Here is a 19323-nt window from a genome sequence, read left to right as displayed (position 1 = left end):
CGATCAGGCCGAACGCACCGCGTCGAGGCTCTCGCGCACGATCGCGAGACCGGCACGCAGCTCGTCTTCGCTGATCGTGAGCGCGGGGAGGAACTTCAGTACCTCGTCGAAGGCGCCGGAGGTCTCGATGACGAGACCGCGCGTGAACGCCTCCTTCGAGATGCGGCCGGCGAGCGTGCGATCGGCATCGCAGGCGAGGCCGTACATCAGGCCGCGGCCGCGCACGACGAAGCCGAGCTCTGCGTGCTCGGCGGCGATGGCCTCGAGCTCCGCCCGCAGCAGTGCCGACTTGGCGGCCACAGCGTCGGTGAACGCGGTGTCGGCCCAGTAGGTCTCGAGTGCCACGCGCGCCGACACGAAGGCGAGGTTGTTGCCGCGGAACGTGCCGGTGTGGGCGCCCGGCTTCCACACGTCGACCTCGGGGCGCAGCAGTACGAGCGACATCGGCAGGCCCGAGCCCGAGATCGACTTCGACACGGTGATGATGTCTGGCACGATGCCGGCGGCCTCGAACGCGAAGAACGAACCGGTGCGGCCGACGCCCGACTGGATCTCGTCGAGGATGAGCAGGATGCCGCGCTCTGCGGTCAGCGCACGCAGGCGCTGCAGCCACGCCACGCTCGCGACGTTGATGCCGCCCTCGCCCTGCACCGCCTCGACGATGACGGCGGCGGGCAGGTCGAGGCCCGAGCCCGGGTCGGCGAGCATCTTCTCGAACAGGTCGAGCGTGTCGACGTCGGCGCCGATGTAGCCGTCGTAGGGCAGGCGGGTGACGTTGCCGAGCGGCATGCCCGCGGCCTCGCGGTAGGTGCTGTTGCCGGTCGCGGCGAGGGCGCCGACGCTGAGGCCGTGGAATGCGTTCGTGAACGCGACGACGTTGGAACGGCCGGTGGCCTGGCGGGCGACCTTGAGCGCCGCCTCGACGGCGTTCGCGCCGGTCGGGCCGGTGAACTGCAGCTTGTGGTCGAGACCGCGCGGCGCGAGCACGTACTGCTCGAACGCCTCGATGAACGCGCGCTTGGCCGAGGTCGCCATGTCGAGGCCGTGGATGATGCCGTCGCGCTCGAGGTACTCGATGAGCGCACGAGTGAAGACGGGGTTGTTGTGCCCGTAGTTCAGCACGCCGGCGCCGGCGAAGAAGTCGAGGTACTCGCGGCCGTCGGCGTCGACGAGGGTCGAGCCGCTCGCTCGGTCGAAGACGGTGGGGAAGGCGCGGACGTATCCGCGCACCTCCGACTCGCGGCGGTCGAAGACGTCAAGGTTCGCGGCGTCGCTCATTGCGGGCAGGCTCCTCTGCAGATCGGGGTGGCGGTGTTTCGAGCCTACGGCCTCCCGGGCGAGAGCCCGATGTGTGCGGGTGCCCTGTGCACGCCTTCGGATCTCAGCGACGCCGATGCCGGGCGAACCGGCGGACGCTCACTCGAGCGGAGCGGGGTCGTCGGTGTCGTAGTACCTGGGAACGTAGTCGTAGTACTCGGGATCCCAGGGGTCGCCCGGTTCGCAGTTGCTGCCACCGTCGAGGAAGGACCCTTCGCATCGAAGAGGGCGATGAGGTCGGATTCCGCTTCTTCGGGTGTCGACTGGGGTGCTCCTGTTCCACAGCCGGTGAGGGCGACGAGCAGTGCGGCGGCAGCGACGAGGCGGATGAGGTTCACAGGATGCCTTCGGACAGGAGCGTGTCATCGATCGACAGATCCGCCATGCGTCCTCCTCGTTGTCTCCGGCCGATTGAGCGTACCCGGCGCCGTACGGAAACGGAGCGTTGGTTCCGCTTCGCGGCGCATCGCCGATGCGTACTGACGACGTCCGGGGTCAGCCCTGCTGCATCGGCGAGATGTCGACGTCGATGGTGCCGAAGGTGAACGGAATGGGGAAGAACTCCCCGCCGTCCCACTGGTCGAGGGGGATCAACCAGAACGAGACCTGGGTGATCACGAGCCAGGTCGCCGTGACGGCGACGAGCATGATCGCCGCACGATCGAGGGTGCGCAGGGCGGCGGCCTCGCTGGCGGCCGTGCGCAGCACCCGACTGATCGCGACGAGCACGATGACCGCGATCGCGAGGTAGACGATGGTGCTCGGCTGCAGGGTCACGGTGATGCAGTTGGGCGCGACATCCGTCGCCTGACCGTCGGCGTCGAGGAACCCGCCGTCGCCCGTGGCTCCGCCGGGGCATCCGCCCTTCGATGCGACGCTGAGCATGCTGTACACGAAGCCGGTGCCGAGCGCGCAGACGAGCAGGCTGCGGGTGCGGCGGAGGATCGACGCGCCTGGCAGGGTGGACAGTGCCGCTCCGGGCGGCCGGTCGAGCGTCTCGGGCATCTGGCTCCGGTCATCGGGTGCCTGCCATGCTCGCAGTGACGGTGATTCCGGCGCAAGGGTGCCGGGATCCTCGGTGCGGAATCCGCCGACAGCGCGCATGCTGGAGCCATGAGCGATTCCGGCCGCTCCACAGGTCCGCCCAGCTGGGCCGTGAAGGCGAGTGCCCCCGTCGCGCGAGCGTTGGCCGGGCGTCGCTGGGTGCCCCTCTGGGCGATGATCCACCACCACGGCCGGCGGAGCGGCACCGCCTATGCGACGCCGATCGCTCTCGTGCCGACGCTGTCGAGCGACGTCTTCCTCATCGGCCTGCCGTGGGGGACGAAGACGAACTGGGCGCGCAACGTGCTCGCTGCAGGCGGGGCCACCATCACGTGGAGGGGTCGCGACCATCGGGCGACCGCGCCCCGATTCGTCGAGCCGGCGGAGGCCGCTGCGCTGTCGAGACCCGCGTTCCGCGGCGTCGTCGGACGGTTCCCCGCGGCGATCGTGCTGAAGCGCTCCGACGATGTCGCCGGGCCGCCGACGGGAGGCCCGGCCGGCGTCACGCCCGGCGAGTGACGGCGAGCCGTGGCATCCGTCGTTTCAGGCGTTCTCGAGCTCGGCGATCACGATCTTCTTCTGGCGCATCATCACCTGGATCTGCTCCGGCCGCCGGGTCAGCTCGCCCATGTTCGCGGGGATGACCTGCCAGCTGACGCCGAACCGGTCCTTGCACCAGCCGCACTGCTCCGACTCGGGCACGTGCGAGAGCTTCGACCAGTAGTAGTCGATCTCGGCCTGGTCGGCGCAGGAGACGATGAACGAGACCGACTCGTTGAATACGAAGAGCGGCCCGCCGTCGAGGCAGACGAACTCGACCCCGTTGAGCGTGAACGCGCCGTTCAGCACCTTGCCGGTCATGCCCGCGAAGTGCTCGTCGAGCGACTCGTCGGGGTACTCGTCGATGCGGGTGATGCGGGAGTTCGGGAAGACGTCGACGTAGTAGTTCATCGCCTCACGCGCCTGGTCGTCGAACCACAGGCACGGCTGGATGGGTGAGAGCTCGGCCATCGGGAACCTCCTCATTCGGGGCTGTCGCTTCGACGGCCACGGTACGCCGACCCGCCGACGGCGTCGAGAGCGCCGCAGGGCCGGCGACCCGCCGCTCAGCCCGTGACGACCGGCGCAGGCTGCGGCCGTCGCGCGTACCGGAACTTCACGATGTAGTGCTGCGCGGCCATCCAGATGCCGCTGAGCGCGAGCGCGATCAGCAGCACCAGTGCCACGGCGACCACCGCGTCGGTGATCGGTCCGGTGGGCGTGAGCTGCAGGATGGCGACCGCGGCGACGACGACGAACGTCATCGAGATCCAGCGGTGCACGATGCGGAGCCATGCGGTGAACGAACGCTTGCGACGGGGCATGTCGGCCTCCCGGTACGGGTCGGCGCGGATGCGCCGAGCTACTGCCGACGGTACGAGCCGGCGTCGGGGTCGGGCATCGGCGTGAACACCGATTCCGACCCGCCGAGCATCCAGGCGAGGGCGGCCTGCACGCGGCGGTTGGCTTCGCCGGTCTGCTCGAGGCCGAGCTTGATGAAGATGGAGCGGAGGTGTGCGTCGACCGTCCGCTCCGAGATGAACAGCTCACGGGCGATCGCGGCATTGCTGGACCCGCGGGCGAGTGCGGCGAGCACCTCGCGTTCGCGGTCGCTGAGCCCCGCCAGTGCGCCCCGGCGCCGGGCGAGACCTGCGGCCACGACGACCTCGTCGAGCACGGTGCCGCCGTTCGCCACGACGCCGACCGCATCGATGAACGACGGCACATCCATCACGCGGTCCTTCAGCAGGTAGCCGAACCCGGCCGGGCGCTCGGCGGCGAGCATGAGCGCGAGCAGAGGATCGACGGTGTGCGAGAGCACGAGCACCCCGACCTCGGGGAACCGTTCGCGCATGAGCCGGGCCGCGCGGGCTCCCTCGTCGGTGAACGAGGGCGGCATCCGCACGTCGGCGATCGCGATGTCGGGACGTTCGCGCGAGACCGCATCGAGCAGCGCTCCGGCGTCTCCGACCTCGGCGATCACCTCGACACCGTGTGCGGTCAGGGCCCGCGACAATCCGTCGCGCAGCAGCACCATGTCCTCCGCGATCACGGCGCGCACGGCAGCACCGCCTCGAGCAGGGTGCCGCGCGGTTCGCGTTCGCTGACCACCATGCGGCCGCCGACGGCGCCCACGCGTTCGCTGAGGCCGCGCAGGCCGGAGCCGAGGCGCACGTCGGCACCCCCGGTGCCGTCGTCGGCGACGCTGACGGTGACGGTCGACCCGCGTTGCCGCACTGCGATCGTGATGCGCTGGGGTGCCGCGTGCTTGAGCGCGTTGGCGACGGCCTCGGCGATGACGAAGTAGGCGGCCGTCTCGACGGCGCCCGCGAGGTCGACGTCGTCGACGGATGCCTCGATCGCCACGGGAACGCCCGAGACGAGGTCGGCGACCGCTGCGGCGAGTCCGCGTTCCGCGAGGTTCGCCGACACAGTGCCGCCGGCGAGTTCGCGCAGTTCGGCGACCGCGTTCTGCAGCCCGGCGACCGTCTCGTCGAGGAGCATCCGCGAAGCCGGGTCGTTCACGTCGTCCTTCGCGAGGCTGAGGCTCAGGCCGAGCGAGACGAGCCGGCTCTGCACGCCGTCGTGCAGGTCGCGTTCGATCCGGCGGCGGGCATCGTGCGCCGCGGCATCCGCTCGGCGTCGCTCTGCGGCGAGACGCTCAGCGTGGTCGCGCACCTCCGCCTCGAGCGCGGCGCGTTCGATGAGCGGGGCGACGACCATGAGGAGCGGTGCGAGGTCGACGAAGCGCGTCACGGTGACGATGCGACCGACCTCGCGCCCTTCGTGGTCGCGCACCGGATGCACGACGGATGCCGCGGTGCCGGCGCCGGTCTCTTCGTGACCGCCTGCGGTGGTCGAGGTGTCGAGGCCGGCGCTCAGCCACCCGCCGCCCGGGCGCGCGATCTGCACGCGGAGCGCCGGCTCGGCGAGCGCCTCGCGGAGCGCTCGCTCGGCGAGTTCGCCGGTCGGCACACCGCGGTCGCTCGACGCGCCGATCACGGCGGAGGCGAGGCCGCGCCGCGGGTCCACGCGCTCGACGCACCAGCGCACGAACAGCGCCCACGGCACGGCGGTCGCGGCGAAGAGCCCGGCCGTCGCGACGACGGCACCGGTGGCGCTCGCCCGGGCGGCCGCGACGACGGGGCCGACGAGCTGCACGATCGCCAGGACGTAGCCGATCCAGAGCAGCGGCGGGGTGAGCCGGCTGAGCGCGGTCATGGAGCGTCCCGAGCTCGTGCGCGCGTCGCGAAGCACGGCGCTGAGCCACCACGCGACGAGCGGCGCGGCCACGCAGAATCCGATCGCGAGCGCGGAGATCTCGAGCGGCGTGTTCCCGCCGCCGACACCGCCGGCTCCGATGAGCAGGGCGAGCAGGCCGCAGAGCAGCACGACGAGCCCAGGGAGTACGGCGCCGACGGCGATGCGCGCGAGTGCGGCACGACGAGCGCCCTGGCTGCGGGCCGCCTGCACCCAGAACACGGTGGGCGCGACGAAGAGACTCAGCATCCACGCGAACGCGAGCGTCGACATCCCCGTCTGCACGGCGGGGGCGACGACGAAGTCGCGGGGAAGCACGAGCGGCGGCTGCGGCGAGATCTCGAGCATGAACCCTGCGGGCACCACGAAGCTCAGCAGCGTCATGCCCGCCGTGGAGGCGATCAGGAATCTCATGACACCTCGCCCGGTGCGGTCGGCGAGTGCGCGGCCGGCAGTCGCTGCGGCCGTGGCCTGGGCGGTGGCGAGCACGACCATCCATCCGCTCATCGTGAGTGCGGCGATCACGGCGAAGGCCCAGGTGCCGGTCGCGTTCGAGGCGTCGAGCCAGGCGGCGAGCTCCGACCACAGGCCGTAGGCGACGATGGTGACGGCGAATCCGCCGAGCCATCGCGCGAGCACGGGGTCGCCGCGCAGGCGGTTCCAGCAGGCGATCGCGAAGACGAGGGCGACCGCGATCGGCGCGGCGACCAGCCACGCCGTGCTCGCTGTGAAGGCGTCGAGGTCGGAGCGGCCGCCTGCCGCGTCGCGGGCGATCGCCGCGGCGACGAGGAAGCCTCCGAGCACGACCCCGAGCGCCACCCAGCGGATGACGCGCAGTGCTGCCGTGCGCCGGCCCTTCACGCTCTCATGGTGGCCCTCTTCGAGCCGGGGGACAACCTCCGTTTCCACGCCAGTACCGCCTCCGTTCCGCGGGCACGCGGGAACGGTGCCCGGAACCGAGCTTCGCGTCGTGCGGGCAGGGCCCGAATCGGTGGCAGCACCGATTCGTCAGATCGGCAGCGGCCGATCGTCCACGATCGTCTTCATGACGAGGGTCGACTCGACGCGGCGTACGCCGGGCAGTGCCGAGAGCCGCTCGTCCCACAGTCGCTGGTACGCGGGCAGGTCGGGCACCGCGACGCGCAGCAGGTAGTCGGGGTCGCCGAAGAGGCGGAGCGCCTGGATCACCTCGGGGATCTCCGCCACGGCGGCGTCGAAGGCGGGGATCGTCGCCCGATTCGCCTGGTCCATCGTGACGAAGACGAGGGCGCCGAAGCCGAGCCCGACGACCTCGGGATCGATGACCGCGCGGTAGCCCGAGATGGCTCCGGATGCCTCGAGAGCATGGAGCCGGCGGTGGGTCGGCGACATGCTCAGCTGCACACGCGCGGCGAGGTCGGTGAGACTCAACCGCCCGTCCAGCTGCAGTTCGGCAAGGATTCTCCGATCGATGGCATCCATGGGGTGGATTCTTCCATGAACGGCGGTGATCGGGGGTGAATACGGCAGCGGCTTCTCGCGGTTCTCGCCTACCTTCGTCGTATCCGCCGAGGGGAGGCACCGTGAACACCCAACTGCTGCTCGCCTGCTGGGCGATGATGACGTTCATGGTGCTGGTGCCCGGCCCCGACTGGGCGTACATCATCGCCTCGGGCCTGCGCGACCGCAGCATCCTGCCGGCGCTCGCCGGAATCCTCATCGGCTACCTCGCAGCGGTCGTCGCGGTCGCGGTCGGCGTCGGCGCCGCTGTGGCGGCGATGCCGTGGGTGCTCATCGGACTCACCTTCGCGGCGGCGGCCTACCTGCTCTACCTCGGCCTTCGGGTGCTCATCGATCCGCCCGGGCTGGTCGCGGACGGCACCGGGAGCGCCGCCGGGGGCGCCGCCGGGAGTGTCGCCGGGGGCGCCGAGACGCCACCGTGGCTGCGCCTCGTGCAGGGCGCCGGCGTCAGCGGCCTGAACCCGAAGGGCCTGCTCGTGCTCGTCGTGCTGCTGCCGCAGTTCACGGATGCCGCGGGCGCCTGGCCGATCCCGGTGCAGCTCGCCGTGCTCGGCCTCATCTTCGTCGGCAGCTGCGCGCTCGTCTACTTCGCCGTCGGCATGGGCGCGAGAACCGTGCTGCGCGCCCGGCCGTCGGCCATGCGCCTCGTCTCCCGCATCTCGGGCGCCGCGATGGTCGTGCTCGCCGTGGTGCTCGTCGTCGAGCAGTTGTCGCACCTGCTCGCTTGAGCGCCGCTCGCCCGGGGAAGCTCCGGCCTGGGGTCAGGCGATTCCGGGGTCGACGTCGATGAGCACCTTGCCGACGGTGCCCGCCTCGACGGCGTCGTGCGCCTCGGCTGTGCGCTCGAGCGGGAAGCGGGTGATCGGCAGGCCGGCGTCCTCCCCGACGGGCAGCGCGCCGTCGACGAGTGCACGGCCGATGTCCTCGGCGGCAGCCGAGAGGGCGTCCTGGCCGACGGTGTAGAGCAGCAGGAACTGGTAGCGCACGTTGAGCGCGAAGTGCCGGCGCACGTCGAGGGTCACCTCGGCGCCGCCGTCGGTCGCGTACACGGCGATCGACCCGTGGTTCGCGATGACGCTCGCGTTGAGCCCGGCATTGCGGGCGGGCGAGACCTCGACGACCTGGTCGACGCCGTGCGGGGCGATGGCGCGGATCGCGGCCACGGCGTCGTCGGTGCGGTAGTTCACGACGTGGTGGGCTCCGGCCGCGGCAGCGAGAGCGGCCTTCTCGGGCGAGCTCACGGTCGTGATGACCGTCGCTCCCGACCAGCGGGCGAGCTGGATTGCCGCGTGCCCGACGGCGCCGGCACCACCGGCGACGAGCACCGTGCGGCCGTCGAGCGCGCCGGGGCCGAGTCGCGACGGGCCCGCCTCGGCGACGGTGAGCGCGCGGTGCGCGGTCATGGCGGGCACACCGAGCGAGGCACCGAGGTCGAAGCTCGCGGCATCCGGCAGGGATACCACGTGCTCGGCCGAGAGCACCGCGAACTGCTGCGCGGTGCCGGACGGTCGTTCGTGCGCGGCGAGGTAGACCCAGACCCGGTCGCCGACCACGAACCCGGCCACGCCGGGGCCGACGGCGTCGACGATGCCGGCGCCATCCTGGTTCGGCACGACCTCCGCGAACGGCGTCGCCTCGCCCGGCCGTGAACCGGCCCTCGCCTTCCAGTCGGTCGGGTTGACGCCCGACACGGCGATGCGCACGCGCACCTCTCCGGTGCCGGGTTCGGTCGTCTCCCGCTCGACGAGGTGCAGCACGGACGAGTCCCCGGTCTTGGCGTACGCGATCGCTCTCATGCAGTGGCCAACGCGGAGGGCGCCGAGAACCTTCCGATCCCGTCGCGCGACCCGCGATTCGGGTGGGATGTCACATCCGGGGCGCGGGCGGTGTCTTCATGTCGAGGGCGTGAGATCCGAGAGCCCGAGACTGGAGGAAACAGATGTCCGACACCCGCGTTCCCGTGATCGAGGTCACCGGCCTGTACGGCAGCATCGTGAAGCTCATGTGCACGAAGATGTTCGGCAAGGTGCCCGACTCGATCGGCGTGCTCTGGCACCATCGCCCCGTCTTCAAGGACATGATGGGCTTCGGCCAGAAGACCGAGAAGTGGCATGAGCTCGACCCGAACCTGGCATCGCTCGCGTGCATGTCGGCGGCCGCGACCGTCGGCTGCAGCTTCTGCCTCGACCTGCACTACTTCCTGGCGCACAACCACGGGCTCGACGAGGCGAAGGCTCGAGAGGTGCCGATCTGGCGCGAGTCGACCCGCTTCACGACCCTCGAGCAGCAGGTCATGGAGTACGCCGAGGCGATGAGCCAGACTCCGCCCGTGGTCAGCGACGAGCTCTCAGCCGCGCTCCTCGAAGCGATCGGCGCCCCCGCCCTGCTCGAGCTCGCCGCGAAGGTCGGGTACATGAACGCGACGGCGCGCATGAACATCGCGCTCGGCATCCACTCCGACGGGTTCTCGGACTCGTGCGGGCTGCCGGCGCTCGCGACCGGCACCCCGGCTGCCGTAGCCTCGCAGTCATGAGCACCCCTGCCGGCTCGGACCGGAACGGCGCCCACCTCGACCGTGCCGACGATCACGACCCGTTCCTCGCGCATCGCAACCTGCTCTTCACGGTCGCCTACGAGATGCTCGGTTCGGCGGCCGATGCCGAAGACGTGCTGCAGGAGTCGTGGCTGCGCTGGGCCGAGGTCGATCGGTCGACGGTGCGCGACCCGCGCGCCTACCTCGTGCGCATCGTCACCCGGCAGTCGCTGAACCAGATGCGCACCATGTCTCGCCGGCGCGAGGAGTACGTGGGGCAGTGGCTGCCCGAGCCGCTGCTCACGGCCCCCGACGTCGCCGACGACGTGGTGCTCGCCGAGAGCCTCTCGCTCGCCGTGCTCACCGTGCTCGAGACGCTGACGCCGACCGAGCGAGCGGTGTTCGTGCTGCGCGAGGTGTTCGACGTGCCCTACGACGAGATCGCCGACGCCGTCGACAAGGAACCCGCTGCGGTGCGGCAGATCGCGCACCGCGCAAAGGGGCACGTGTCGGCACGACGGCCGCGCATCGAGGTGGATGCCTCGGAGCAGGACCGCGTCGTCGAACAGTTCCTCTCGGCGCTCAACACGGGCGACCTGCAGGGCCTCATGGACGTGCTCGCTCCCGATGTCGTCGCGATCACCGACAGCGGCGGCCTGGTGCCCGGCGCCGCCCGTCGCCCGCTCGAGGGCTCCGAGCGCCTCGTCGCCTTCCTGCTCGGCAGCATCGCGAAGCTGAAGGTCGCGTTCGCTGCGAAGCCGATGCGGGTCAACGGCGGACCGGGCGTGCGGATCGAAGTCGGCGGCGAGCTGGTCTCGGCGGTGAGCCTCACGATCGAGCACAGCCGCATCACGCGCATCTTCTCGATGGCGAACCCGACCAAGCTCGGCCGCATCGGCGAGGAGGCGCCGCTCGGGCGGTGACGGCCGTGACGCAGAGCCGAGGGTCCGGCCTCACCCGGACCGACGGCGGCCGGGTTGGTGCGCAGGCGGGGTCGGTAGAGTGGGCGCGCGGCTCGAGGCATCCGTCTCGCCGCGTCTCCCACCCTGAATCCGAGGACACCCGTGAGCCTGATCCGCCTGAACGACGTCAGCATCGAGTTCGACGGGCGTCCGGTGCTGAAGGAGGCGTTCCTCAAGCTCAAGCAGGGTGACCGGGTCGGGCTCATCGGCAAGAACGGCACCGGCAAGACGAGCCTGCTCGAGGTCGTGCTCGGGCGGCGCGAGCCGAGCGGCGGCACCCGGGACGTCACGCTCGGCACCACGATCGGCTACTTCTCGCAGTTCTCCGAGCTCGACGGCGAGCAGAGCATCCAGGAGATCCTGAGCGGGCACTTCGCGCAGGTGCACGAGACCCAGGCCCGGCTCGACGAGATCGGGATGGCGCTCGCCGAGCCGATGTCGGATGACGCGATGACGCGACTGCTGACCGAGCAGGGCGAGCTCTTCGAGCGCATGGACCACATCGGCGGCTGGACCTACGAGACCACGATCGACACGGTGCTCACCCGGCTCGGCTTCGACGAGGAGCGCAGAGGCCTCGCGGTCGGACGGCTGTCGGGCGGATGGCGCAACCGCGCCGCCCTCGCACAGATCCTCGTGCAGTCGCCCGACGTGCTGCTGCTCGACGAGCCGACGAACTTCCTCGACCTCGACGGCGTGAAGTGGATCGAGAACTGGCTCTCGGGCTTCGCGGGCGCCGTGCTCGTGGTCTCGCACGACCGGCAGTTCCTCGACGGGGTGGTCACCCGCATCATCGAGCTCGAGAACTACCGCCTGCAGGAGTACGAGGGCGACTACTCGGCGTACGTGCACGCGAAGCAGTCGCGGCTGAAGATGCTCGAGAAGCAGTTCGCGCACGAGGAGGAGCTGCTCGCGTACGAGCAGGCCGCATCGGCCGCGCGCCGCGAGGCCGCCCGCAACCCGTCGAACGCGGTCGCCCGACGACTCGCGGACATCAAGAAACGGCAGGCGCCGCGCCCGATCGACCAGATCATCACGGGCATCTACGAGGGGTTGCGGGTCAGCAACGACCTGCTCACGGTGGCCGGGCTGACGAAGGGCTTCGGCGGTGCGCCGCTCTTCGAGGGCCTCTCGTTCGACCTGCGTCGGGGCGACCGCGTCGCGGTGCTCGGCTCGAACGGCTCGGGCAAGTCGACGCTGCTCGACGTGCTGACCGGCGAGACCGAGGCGGACTTCGGCACCGTTCGCTGGGCCAAGGGCGCCAGGTACGTCTCGTACAACCGGGTCTACGCCGAGCTCGACCTCGAGGACACCGTGGGGCACGCGGTGAACGCCTACCCCGACTCGCTCGCGTTCACCGCGACGAAGAAGAGCGTGAACCGCTTCCTCGCGATGCTGCAGTTCTCGGAGGCCGACCTGAAGCAGAAGATCGGTACGCTCTCGGGCGGTCAGCGCGCCCGCGTCGCGATCGCCCAGTGCCTGCTCTCGGGGGCGGCAGTGATCGTGCTCGACGAGCCGACGAACCACCTCGACATCACCTCGACGCAGGTCATGGAGCGGGCCCTGACCCACTTCCCGGGCGCCGTGATCGTGGTGAGCCACGACCGGTTCTTCGTCGACAAGCTCGCCGACCGGCTGCTCGTCTTCGACGGTTCGCCGCGGGTCACCGAGACGGCGGCCACCGGGGCGCTCTGAGCCCTGGCGCTCTGAGCCCGCTCAGGCGGGCTGCGCCGCCTGGCGCCGCTCGAGCCCCTCGAGCAGCAGGTCGAGGCCGAACTCGAACTCGGTCTGGTCGTCGCACCAGCCGAGCGTCGACTCGGGGTCGTCGTGCACGACCTCGGTCAGCATCGCGGCGAGGTGCGGTGCGAGCGCGGCGAGCTGTTCGAGTTCGCGCGGCGCCGGGGCGGCCCCGTCGTCGCTGAGCTCCTGCACGTAGCCGTACATTCGGCTGCCCATCGCGTGCAACGAGTGGTGGATGAGGTCGTGCGACATGCCGCCGGCTCGCATGATGCCGACGACGCCGTCGACGTGGCGCATCGCGGTGGGCCCGGACGCCCCGCGCGCGTTCATGACGTTCGGCAGCCACGGATGCCGCAGCAGCACGCGCCTCGCACCGAGGATGCGTTCGCGGAGTGCGGGGGCCCAGTTCGAGGCATCCGTCGCCGGGGGAGGCGCGAACCCGCCGACCTCCTGCTCGATCTCGGCGAAGACCACCTCGACGAGGCCGTCGAGGATCGCGTCCTTGTTCGGCAGGTGGTAGTAGATCGACATCGCCTCGACGCCGAGCTGCTCGGCGAGCGCCCGCATCGTGAGCGCCTCGATGCCGTCGCGATCGGCGAGGAGCAGCGCGGCCTGCAGCACACTCCCGCGAGTGAGCTGGGGTCGCACGACGGACCGTTGCGGCATGCCTTCACCTTACAACGTCAGGCAATTGTCCTCCGGGAGTGGACACGGCGCCGTCGGCGACGTATCTTACGGCGTAAGTCTTACAATGTAAGGGAGCTGCTCATGTCCACCGAATCACGCCAGCCGGTGGCGTCCGCCACTCGAACCACGATGCGCGCCGCCTCGGTGGAGCGCTTCGGCGGGCCCGAGGTCGTGCACGTCGCCGAGGTGCCGAGGCCCGAGGCCGGGCCCGGCGAACTCCTCGTGCGGGTGCGCGCATCGACGGTGAGCATCGCCGACCACCGGCTGCGAAGCCGCAGCGTGCCGCGCGGCCTCGGGCTGCTCGTCGCGCCGGTCATCGGGGTGTTCCGTCCCAGGATGCCGGTGCTCGGCATGGAGGCGTCGGGCGTCGTCGAATCCGCCGGGCCCGGCGTCACGCGATTCGCTCCCGGCGACGAGGTCATCGTGATGCGCGGTGCGCGCGTGGGCTGCCATGCCGAGTTCGTCATCGTCGACGCCGACGGCGATGTCGCGCCGAAGCCCGCGAACCTCTCGTTCGAGGAGGCCGCGGCGATCGTGTTCGGCGGCCACACCGCCATGCGCTACCTCGACGGGGTGACGATCCGGCCCGGCAGCCGCGTGCTCGTGAACGGCGCCTCGGGTGCGGTGGGATCGGCTGCCGTGCAGCTCGCGGCGGCCAGGGGCGCACACGTGACCGCCGTGACGAGCGGGCGGAACGCCGAACTCGTGCGCTCCCTCGGCGCGAGCGAGGTCGTCGACTACACGCGCGAGGACTTCGCGGCGGGCGGCCGTTCCGACGACACCCGCTACGACGTGATCGTCGAGTGCGTCGGCAACGCGCCGTTCGGCCGCGTCGCCCACCTGCTCAGGCCGGGCGGTGCGCTGCTGCTCGTCATCGCCGACCTGCCCGGCATGCTGGCCGCCGGCATGCAGGCCCGCCGGAGCGGCTTCGTGGTCGACCACCGCGGTGGCCCGATGGGCCACGAGGGCATGGCACGCCTCGCGGCGCACGCCGAGTCAGGGGTGCTGCGACCGGTCATCGATCGCACGTTCGACCTCGACGAGATCGTCGAGGCGCACCGCTACGTCGACACCGGCCGAAAGCGGGGGAGCGTGGTGCTCCGCATCGGGTGAGGTTGCGGGTGAGGCCCGGCGCTCAGCGGTTCAGAGCCCGGCGCTCAGCGGGTCGCGCGCTCGAGCAGCTCGAGGATGTGCACGTAGGGCTCGCCCGTCGCGCGCGTCATGCCGATCTCGCACGTGCGGTTGCACGAGGCGTGCGCGTCGAAGTCGCGTTCGGCGAGCTCCGCCGCCTCGGCCGCCGTCGCCGAGGCCGTCAGCTCGGGGTGGAGCATGCCGCGGTCGCCGGCGAATGCGCAGCAGCCCCAGGCATCCGGCACCACCGCGTCGACGGCCACCGCGTTCGCGAGCTGCCGCAGGTGGTCGTTCGAACCGAGCCGGGTGCTCGAACAGGTCGGATGCAGCGCGAGCGAGTCGAGCCGCTCGCCGATGTCGAGGGCCGGCAGCAGCCGCTCGGCCGCGAAGTCGACCGCGTCGACGATGCGGAGCGAGACGGGGGCGCCGTCGAGCTCGCCCACGTTCTCGAGCGCGTGCACGAGTCCCTCGGTGCATGAGGAGTTGTCGCAGACGATCGGCAGGCGCCCGCCGTCGGAGGCGGCGAGCAGCGCGCGCACCGTCTTCTCGATCGCGGTGGCGTAGCCGGCGGCGAGCCCCTTCGACTTCCACGGGGTGCCGCAGCACAGGCCGTCGATGCCGTCGGGCGTGACGAGTTCGACGCCGGCGCGCTCGCAGAGCAGGCGGAAGGCGGATGCCGCGCCGATGCCGTCGTCGGCCGGGCCGAACATCGAGCCGACGCAGGCCGAGAAGAAGACCACGTCGCCGGTGGCGGCCGAGGCGTGGGCGCGCTTGGCCCCGCCGCGCGGCAGGTCGCCGGTCCACTGCGGCACGACGTCGGTGCCGAGCACCGCGCGGCCGGCGGCGCTCGCGGCCGAGGCGATCGGCGGCACGGCCTTCGCCGCGGTGAGGGCGAGTGAGGCGCCCCGCGTCACCGGGCCCCAAGTCTTCGCGAGGCCCGCGGCGATCGCGCGGGTCGGGGCGTTCGCCTCCTGCTCGCGCAGGCGCCGCACGAGGTCGCCCGTGTTGATCATCACGGGGCACGCCGTCTGGCACATGCCGTCGGCAGCGCAGGTCTCGACCGAGGCGTACTCCTCCGCCGTGGCGAGGCGTGCGTCGAGTGCGGTGTCGCCCGCGTCCCTCGCAGCGGCGCGCGCCCGGCGCACGGCGATGCGCTGGCGCGGCGTGATCGTGACGTCCTTGCTCGGGCAGACGGGCTCGCAGTAGCCGCACTCGACGCAGCGGTCGACCTCCGACTCGACCTCGGGCGTGAGCTTCAGGTGCTCGAGGTGCGCGGTCGGCGAGTCGGTGAGCAGCACGCCGGGGTTCAGCACGCCGGCGGGGTCGCAGAGCGCCTTGACCTCGCGCATGACGGCGTAGAGCTCGGCGCCGAACTGGCGCTCGACGAACGGCGCCATGATGCGGCCCGTGCCGTGTTCGGCCTTGAGGGTCCCGCCGGCGCCGAGCACGAGGTCGACGAGCTCCTCGGTGAAGCGCTCCTGTCGCGGGATCGCATCGGCGACGGTGAAGTCCTCGGTGAGGAGGAAGTGGATGTTGCCGTCCTTCGCGTGCCCGAAGATCACCGCGTCGGCGTAGCCGTGGCGGTCGAAGAGCATCTGCAGCGCCGCGCACGTCGCGGCGAGCTGCTCCACGGGCACGGCGATGTCCTCGAGCAGCGCGGTCGTGCCGGGGCGCCGGGCGCCGGCGATCGCCGCGTAGAGACCCTTGCGGAAGTGCCAGAGGCGGGCGCGCTCCTTCGCGTCGCGGGTGACCTCGAGCGCGGGTGCGCCGGCGGCCGAGAGGGCTGCGGCGGCACGGGCGAGCTGCTCGGCGAGGTCGTCGTCGTCGCGGCCGTGGTACTCCACGAGCAGCGCGGCGTGGCCGTCGATCGAGACGCCGTCGATGATGCCGGATGCCGCGGGGTCGGCCTGGATCACGCGGAGCGATGCGGCGTCCATCAGCTCGAGGGTGGCGGCGCCGGTCTCGACGAGCACCGGCAGGATGCCGGTCGCCGCGTCGAGCGTGGGGAACACGACGAGCGCCGTGGCGATGCTCGAGGCGATCGGCACGGTGTCGAAGACCGCCTCGGCGACGAAGCCGAGCGTGCCCTCGCTGCCGACCATGAGGTGCGCGAGGATCTCGACCGGCTCGCTGAAGTCGAGGAAGGAGTTGAGGCCGTAGCCCATCGTGTTCTTGCCGCGGTACTGGCGCTCGATCTCGGCCCGCAGGTCTGCGCGGCCGCGCACGAGGTCGCGGAGCCGCGCGAGTCCCGCGTGCAGCTCGGGCTCGGCCTCGGCGAGCCGCTCGTCGGCATCGGGCGCCGAGGTGTCCACGACCGTGCCGCTCGGCAGCGCGAAGGTCAGCGAGGCGAGCGTGCGGTAGCTGTTGTGGTGCGTGCCGCAGGCCATGCCGCTCGAGTTGTTGGCGATCACGCCGCCGATGGTCGCGGCGATCTCGCTGGCCGGGTCGGGGCCGAGCTTGCGGCCGTGGCGGAGCAGGCGGGCGTTGACCTGCCGCACCGTCGCCCCCGGCTGCACGCGCACCCGAGCGCCGGCCACCTCGGGCTGGATGCGGCGGAACGCCGTGCGGGTGTCGAGCAGGATGCCCTCGGTCGAGGCCTGGCCCGAGAGGCTCGTGCCGCCCGAGCGCACCGTGACCCCGATTCCGGTCTCAGCCGCGAAGCGGAGCACGGCCGCGACCTGCTCGAGGCTCCGCGGCGTGACCACGGCGGCGGGCGTCAGCAGCACGTGGGAGGCGTCGACGCCGGCGACGATGCGGTCGAACTCGGCGACCGAGACATCCGTGCCGGTCGAAGCGGTCGAAGCGGTCGTTCCGAGCGCTCGAGCGAGCTCGGCGGCGAGGCGGGCGTCGCCGGGGTCGACGGCGGAGCGGCGGGCGGTGGCTGGCACGGTCATGCGGTGCGGCTTCCTGTGACTGCTGGGGTGGCGGTGCGAACGCGGATCGCCGACAGAGCGGCGACGACGAGGCAGATGACGGCGGTCGCGACGAAGGTCGCGGGTGCGGTGGGGTCGTCGGTGAAGAACAGGATCGCGGCGGGCACGAAACTGCCGCCGGCGGCGCCGCAGGCGACGAGTACCCCGGTCGCCTGCGCGGCTTCGTCGTCGTCGAGGCGATCGAGCGCGAGGCCCACCGTGAGGGCGTAGGTCGGGGCGAGGGCGACGACGGCGATCGCGATCGCGACGAGGCCGAACACCGGTGCCGTCGGCGTGACGACGGCGGCGACGCCGAGCACCACGGCGGCGGTGAGCGTGCCGATGAGCAGGGCGCGACGCGTCGTGACGCCGCTCCGCAGCATCGCCGAGGAGGCGAATCGGCCGACGGCCATGAGGCCCCAGAAGATCGAGGTGCCGATCGCCGCGGCAGCGGGGTCGACCCGCAGGAGCTCGGCCGGGATCACGGCCGACCAGCCGGCGAACACGGTCTCGACGCCCACGTAAAGAGGGAGTGCGATCGCGAGCGGCAGCAGTGCGGCGACGCTCGCACGACGAAGGCCGCGCTGACGCTCGCCGCGGGTCGGTGCGGCGGTGCCGCGGGCGGCGGTGGACAGTGCAACCGCTGCGGCGAGTTGCGCGGCCGCGACGATGAGGAGCACGAGCTGCGGCCGCTCGGTGCCGGCGGCCAGGGCGACGAGGAGCGGGGTGAGCGCCGCGGTGACGGCGACCGTCGCCGTGAGCGCGGTGAGGATGGTGGCCGTCGAGGACGATGACGCGGCCTTCGAGGCGACGCTCGCGGATGCCTCGGTGAGCCCGAACCCGAGGCCGGCGAGTGCGGCGAAGGCGATGAACGCCGGTGCGGTGCCCGCGAGGGCGGCGCCGCCGAGCGCGACCGCCTGCACGAGGCATCCGATCGCCGCCAGGTGCAGGGCCCGCATGTGACGCAGCACGAGGCTCGAGGCGAGCACACCGATGAGCAGGCCGCCGAAGAGGGCGGGGATCGCGGAGACGACGGATGCCCCGACGCTCTGCTCGACCGCCGGGAGCGCGGCGGGAATCGCCGCCGCGGTCGCACCGAGCCCGGCGAACGCGGCGGAGAGCCCTCGGATCGCCGGAGTCACCGGTGAAGCGCGCGGAGGTGGTGCACCGCGGCGTAGGTGTTGCGGATCGCCTCCATCGACTGGTCGTAGCTGGCCTGGGCGACGCCGATGAAGACGCAGTCGACGACCATGAGCTGCGCGATCCGGCTGCCGAGCGCCCCCGAGCGGAACCCGGTCTCGCGGGCGGCGGTGGTCAGCACGATGTCGGCCTGCTCGGCGAGCGGGGAGTGATCGTGATTGGTGATCGCGATCGTCGTGGCGCCCGAAGCGCGTGCGATCGCGAGGAACTCGATCGTGTCGACGGTGCCGCCGCTGTGCGAGACGGCGATCGCCACGGTGCCGGGGCGGAGCGTCGCCGCCGAGGTCCATGCGGCGTGCGGGTCGGACCAGTTGAGCGCGGTGCGGCCGATGCGGGTGAGCTTCTGCTGCAGGTCGAGGCCGACGAACGAGCTCGCGCCGACGCCGAAGATGTCGACACGCGGGGTCGCCCCGACCGCGTCGACGGCAGACTGCAGCGCGTCGATGTCGAGCACCTTCGCGGTGTCGGCGATCGAGAGCGTCTCGGCCATCGAGACCTTCGCCACGATGTCGTCGAGGGTGTCGTCGCGGTCGATGTCGCCCGAGATCTCGGGCAGCCCGGCGGTCTCGAACGTCTCACGGGCGACGTCGCGCAGCACGTCCATGCGGAGGTCTTTGAAGTGCTCGTAGCCCATGCGCTTGCAGAAGCGAACGACCGAGGTGGTCGAGGTGTCGCAGCGGGCGGCGAGCTCGGCGATCGAGAGCTCGGCGATCAACGCGGGCTCGGAGACGAACAGCGAGGCGATGCGCTGCTCGCTCGGACGCAGTTCGGGCAGGATCGCGCGGATGCGCACGAGCACGGGGCGCTGGCCGGGCTCGTCGACCCTGGGCTCGTGAGTGGGCATCAGCTCTCCTCGTCGACAACACTCGATGCCCCGTCGGGGCGGTGACACCACCCTAGAAGAAATTTTGTTACATGCCTAGCCGATGTGATGTACTTTTGTGACCCACTGAGATCATCGATGCTCTTCGACCCGGCGCACACAGCGCAGTACCAC

General features: G+C 71.5%; 18 protein-coding genes. 6 read left to right on the top strand and 12 right to left on the bottom strand.

Annotated features, from left to right (window positions below; translation table 11 throughout):
* Positions 1-3 precede the first annotated feature (3 nt).
* Entirely contained in the window at positions 4-1278 is a 1275-nt protein-coding gene (ectB, locus tag ASE14_RS15655; RefSeq protein ID WP_056657086.1) for a diaminobutyrate--2-oxoglutarate transaminase, read from the bottom strand.
* Between the two features lie 534 nt (positions 1279-1812).
* Positions 1813-2322, bottom strand: coding sequence for a hypothetical protein (locus ASE14_RS15650; protein ID WP_056657083.1), 510 nt, complete (start codon positions 2320-2322; stop codon positions 1813-1815).
* Between the two features lie 108 nt (positions 2323-2430).
* Here ASE14_RS15650 and ASE14_RS15645 point away from each other — a divergent pair, with 108 nt between their 5' ends.
* Complete coding sequence (locus ASE14_RS15645) at positions 2431-2880, top strand: nitroreductase family deazaflavin-dependent oxidoreductase (RefSeq protein ID WP_082600959.1); 450 nt, start codon at positions 2431-2433, stop codon at positions 2878-2880.
* 24 nt (positions 2881-2904) lie between these two features.
* On the opposite strand, the gene ASE14_RS15640 is transcribed toward ASE14_RS15645, so the two are convergent.
* From ASE14_RS15640 to ASE14_RS15620, 5 genes are all read right to left on the bottom strand, one after another.
* Positions 2905-3372 (bottom strand): VOC family protein, encoded by a 468-nt coding sequence (locus tag ASE14_RS15640; RefSeq protein WP_056657077.1) that lies wholly within the window; start codon positions 3370-3372, stop codon positions 2905-2907.
* Between the two features lie 95 nt (positions 3373-3467).
* Positions 3468-3725 carry a hypothetical protein gene (locus ASE14_RS15635; RefSeq protein WP_056657074.1) on the bottom strand — a complete coding sequence of 86 codons (258 nt, stop codon included), beginning with the start codon at positions 3723-3725 and terminating at the stop codon, positions 3468-3470.
* 38 nt (positions 3726-3763) lie between these two features.
* Positions 3764-4462: a response regulator transcription factor gene (locus tag ASE14_RS15630; RefSeq protein WP_056657071.1), complete on the bottom strand. Its 699-nt coding sequence runs from the start codon at positions 4460-4462 to the stop codon at positions 3764-3766.
* Positions 4450-6570: a sensor histidine kinase gene (locus ASE14_RS15625; RefSeq protein ID WP_157373044.1), complete on the bottom strand. Its 2121-nt coding sequence runs from the start codon at positions 6568-6570 to the stop codon at positions 4450-4452. The genes ASE14_RS15630 and ASE14_RS15625 overlap by 13 nt, the downstream gene beginning before the upstream one ends.
* Before the next feature lie 99 nt (positions 6571-6669).
* A complete protein-coding gene (locus ASE14_RS15620; protein WP_056657065.1) occupies positions 6670-7122 on the bottom strand; it encodes an Lrp/AsnC family transcriptional regulator in 453 nt (150 codons plus the stop codon).
* Positions 7123-7223: 101 nt separating this feature from the next.
* Between ASE14_RS15620 and ASE14_RS15615 the strand changes: the two genes are divergently transcribed.
* Positions 7224-7889 (top strand): LysE family translocator, encoded by a 666-nt coding sequence (locus tag ASE14_RS15615; protein ID WP_235511435.1) that lies wholly within the window; start codon positions 7224-7226, stop codon positions 7887-7889.
* 33 nt (positions 7890-7922) lie between these two features.
* On the opposite strand, the gene ASE14_RS15610 is transcribed toward ASE14_RS15615, so the two are convergent.
* Entirely contained in the window at positions 7923-8957 is a 1035-nt protein-coding gene (locus tag ASE14_RS15610) for an NADPH:quinone reductase (RefSeq protein ID WP_056657062.1), read from the bottom strand.
* Between the two features lie 143 nt (positions 8958-9100).
* Here ASE14_RS15610 and ASE14_RS15605 point away from each other — a divergent pair, with 143 nt between their 5' ends.
* The 3 genes from ASE14_RS15605 to ASE14_RS15595 all read left to right on the top strand — a co-directional run bounded on the left by ASE14_RS15605 (position 9101) and on the right by ASE14_RS15595 (position 12351).
* On the top strand, positions 9101-9694 hold the full coding sequence (locus ASE14_RS15605) for a carboxymuconolactone decarboxylase family protein (RefSeq protein WP_056657058.1): 594 nt from the start codon (positions 9101-9103) through the stop codon (positions 9692-9694).
* The gene (locus ASE14_RS15600) at positions 9691-10617 is read left to right on the top strand and encodes an RNA polymerase sigma-70 factor (RefSeq protein WP_056657054.1); all 927 of its coding nucleotides are present in this window, start codon (positions 9691-9693) and stop codon (positions 10615-10617) included. The genes ASE14_RS15605 and ASE14_RS15600 overlap by 4 nt, the downstream gene beginning before the upstream one ends.
* Positions 10618-10758: 141 nt before the next feature.
* The gene (locus ASE14_RS15595) at positions 10759-12351 is read left to right on the top strand and encodes an ABC-F family ATP-binding cassette domain-containing protein (RefSeq protein ID WP_056657051.1); all 1593 of its coding nucleotides are present in this window, start codon (positions 10759-10761) and stop codon (positions 12349-12351) included.
* Between the two features lie 21 nt (positions 12352-12372).
* Here the strand turns inward: ASE14_RS15595 and ASE14_RS15590 are convergent, their stop codons facing one another.
* Complete coding sequence (locus tag ASE14_RS15590) at positions 12373-13062, bottom strand: TetR/AcrR family transcriptional regulator (protein WP_056657048.1); 690 nt, start codon at positions 13060-13062, stop codon at positions 12373-12375.
* Between the two features lie 102 nt (positions 13063-13164).
* Here ASE14_RS15590 and ASE14_RS15585 point away from each other — a divergent pair, with 102 nt between their 5' ends.
* A complete protein-coding gene (locus ASE14_RS15585; protein ID WP_056657046.1) occupies positions 13165-14196 on the top strand; it encodes an NAD(P)-dependent alcohol dehydrogenase in 1032 nt (343 codons plus the stop codon).
* Positions 14197-14240: 44 nt separating this feature from the next.
* On the opposite strand, the gene ASE14_RS15580 is transcribed toward ASE14_RS15585, so the two are convergent.
* From ASE14_RS15580 to ASE14_RS15570, 3 genes are read right to left on the bottom strand one after another with little or no spacing between them, the layout of a single operon-like run.
* Positions 14241-17108: an FAD-binding and (Fe-S)-binding domain-containing protein gene (locus ASE14_RS15580; RefSeq protein WP_056657043.1), complete on the bottom strand. Its 2868-nt coding sequence runs from the start codon at positions 17106-17108 to the stop codon at positions 14241-14243.
* Complete coding sequence (locus ASE14_RS15575; protein WP_056657040.1) at positions 17105-18268, bottom strand: MFS transporter; 1164 nt, start codon at positions 18266-18268, stop codon at positions 17105-17107. The genes ASE14_RS15580 and ASE14_RS15575 overlap by 4 nt, the downstream gene beginning before the upstream one ends.
* Entirely contained in the window at positions 18265-19170 is a 906-nt protein-coding gene (locus ASE14_RS15570; RefSeq protein WP_056657037.1) for a MurR/RpiR family transcriptional regulator, read from the bottom strand. Before ASE14_RS15570 ends, ASE14_RS15575 begins: the two co-directional genes overlap by 4 nt.
* Positions 19171-19323 lie beyond the last annotated feature (153 nt).

Source organism: Agromyces sp. Root81, assembly GCF_001429165.1.
GTDB lineage: Bacteria > Actinomycetota > Actinomycetes > Actinomycetales > Microbacteriaceae > Agromyces.
This window is presented reverse-complemented; position numbering and strand designations above follow the sequence as displayed.

Excerpts from the sequence above, each read along its gene's own strand:
- ectB (WP_056657086.1), bottom strand. The coding sequence starts at position 1,278 with ATGAGCGACGCCGCGAACCTTGACGTCTTCGACCGCCGCGAGTCGGAG.
- ASE14_RS15650 (WP_056657083.1), bottom strand. The coding sequence starts at position 2,322 with ATGCCCGAGACGCTCGACCGGCCGCCCGGAGCGGCACTGTCCACCCTG.
- ASE14_RS15645 (WP_082600959.1), top strand. The coding sequence starts at position 2,431 with ATGAGCGATTCCGGCCGCTCCACAGGTCCGCCCAGCTGGGCCGTGAAG.
- ASE14_RS15640 (WP_056657077.1), bottom strand. The coding sequence starts at position 3,372 with ATGGCCGAGCTCTCACCCATCCAGCCGTGCCTGTGGTTCGACGACCAG.
- ASE14_RS15635 (WP_056657074.1), bottom strand. The coding sequence starts at position 3,725 with ATGCCCCGTCGCAAGCGTTCGTTCACCGCATGGCTCCGCATCGTGCAC.
- ASE14_RS15620 (WP_056657065.1), bottom strand. The coding sequence starts at position 7,122 with ATGGATGCCATCGATCGGAGAATCCTTGCCGAACTGCAGCTGGACGGG.
- ASE14_RS15610 (WP_056657062.1), bottom strand. The coding sequence starts at position 8,957 with ATGAGAGCGATCGCGTACGCCAAGACCGGGGACTCGTCCGTGCTGCAC.
- ASE14_RS15605 (WP_056657058.1), top strand. The coding sequence starts at position 9,101 with ATGTCCGACACCCGCGTTCCCGTGATCGAGGTCACCGGCCTGTACGGC.
- ASE14_RS15600 (WP_056657054.1), top strand. The coding sequence starts at position 9,691 with ATGAGCACCCCTGCCGGCTCGGACCGGAACGGCGCCCACCTCGACCGT.
- ASE14_RS15590 (WP_056657048.1), bottom strand. The coding sequence starts at position 13,062 with ATGCCGCAACGGTCCGTCGTGCGACCCCAGCTCACTCGCGGGAGTGTG.
- ASE14_RS15585 (WP_056657046.1), top strand. The coding sequence starts at position 13,165 with ATGTCCACCGAATCACGCCAGCCGGTGGCGTCCGCCACTCGAACCACG.
- ASE14_RS15580 (WP_056657043.1), bottom strand. The coding sequence starts at position 17,108 with ATGACCGTGCCAGCCACCGCCCGCCGCTCCGCCGTCGACCCCGGCGAC.
- ASE14_RS15570 (WP_056657037.1), bottom strand. The coding sequence starts at position 19,170 with ATGCCCACTCACGAGCCCAGGGTCGACGAGCCCGGCCAGCGCCCCGTG.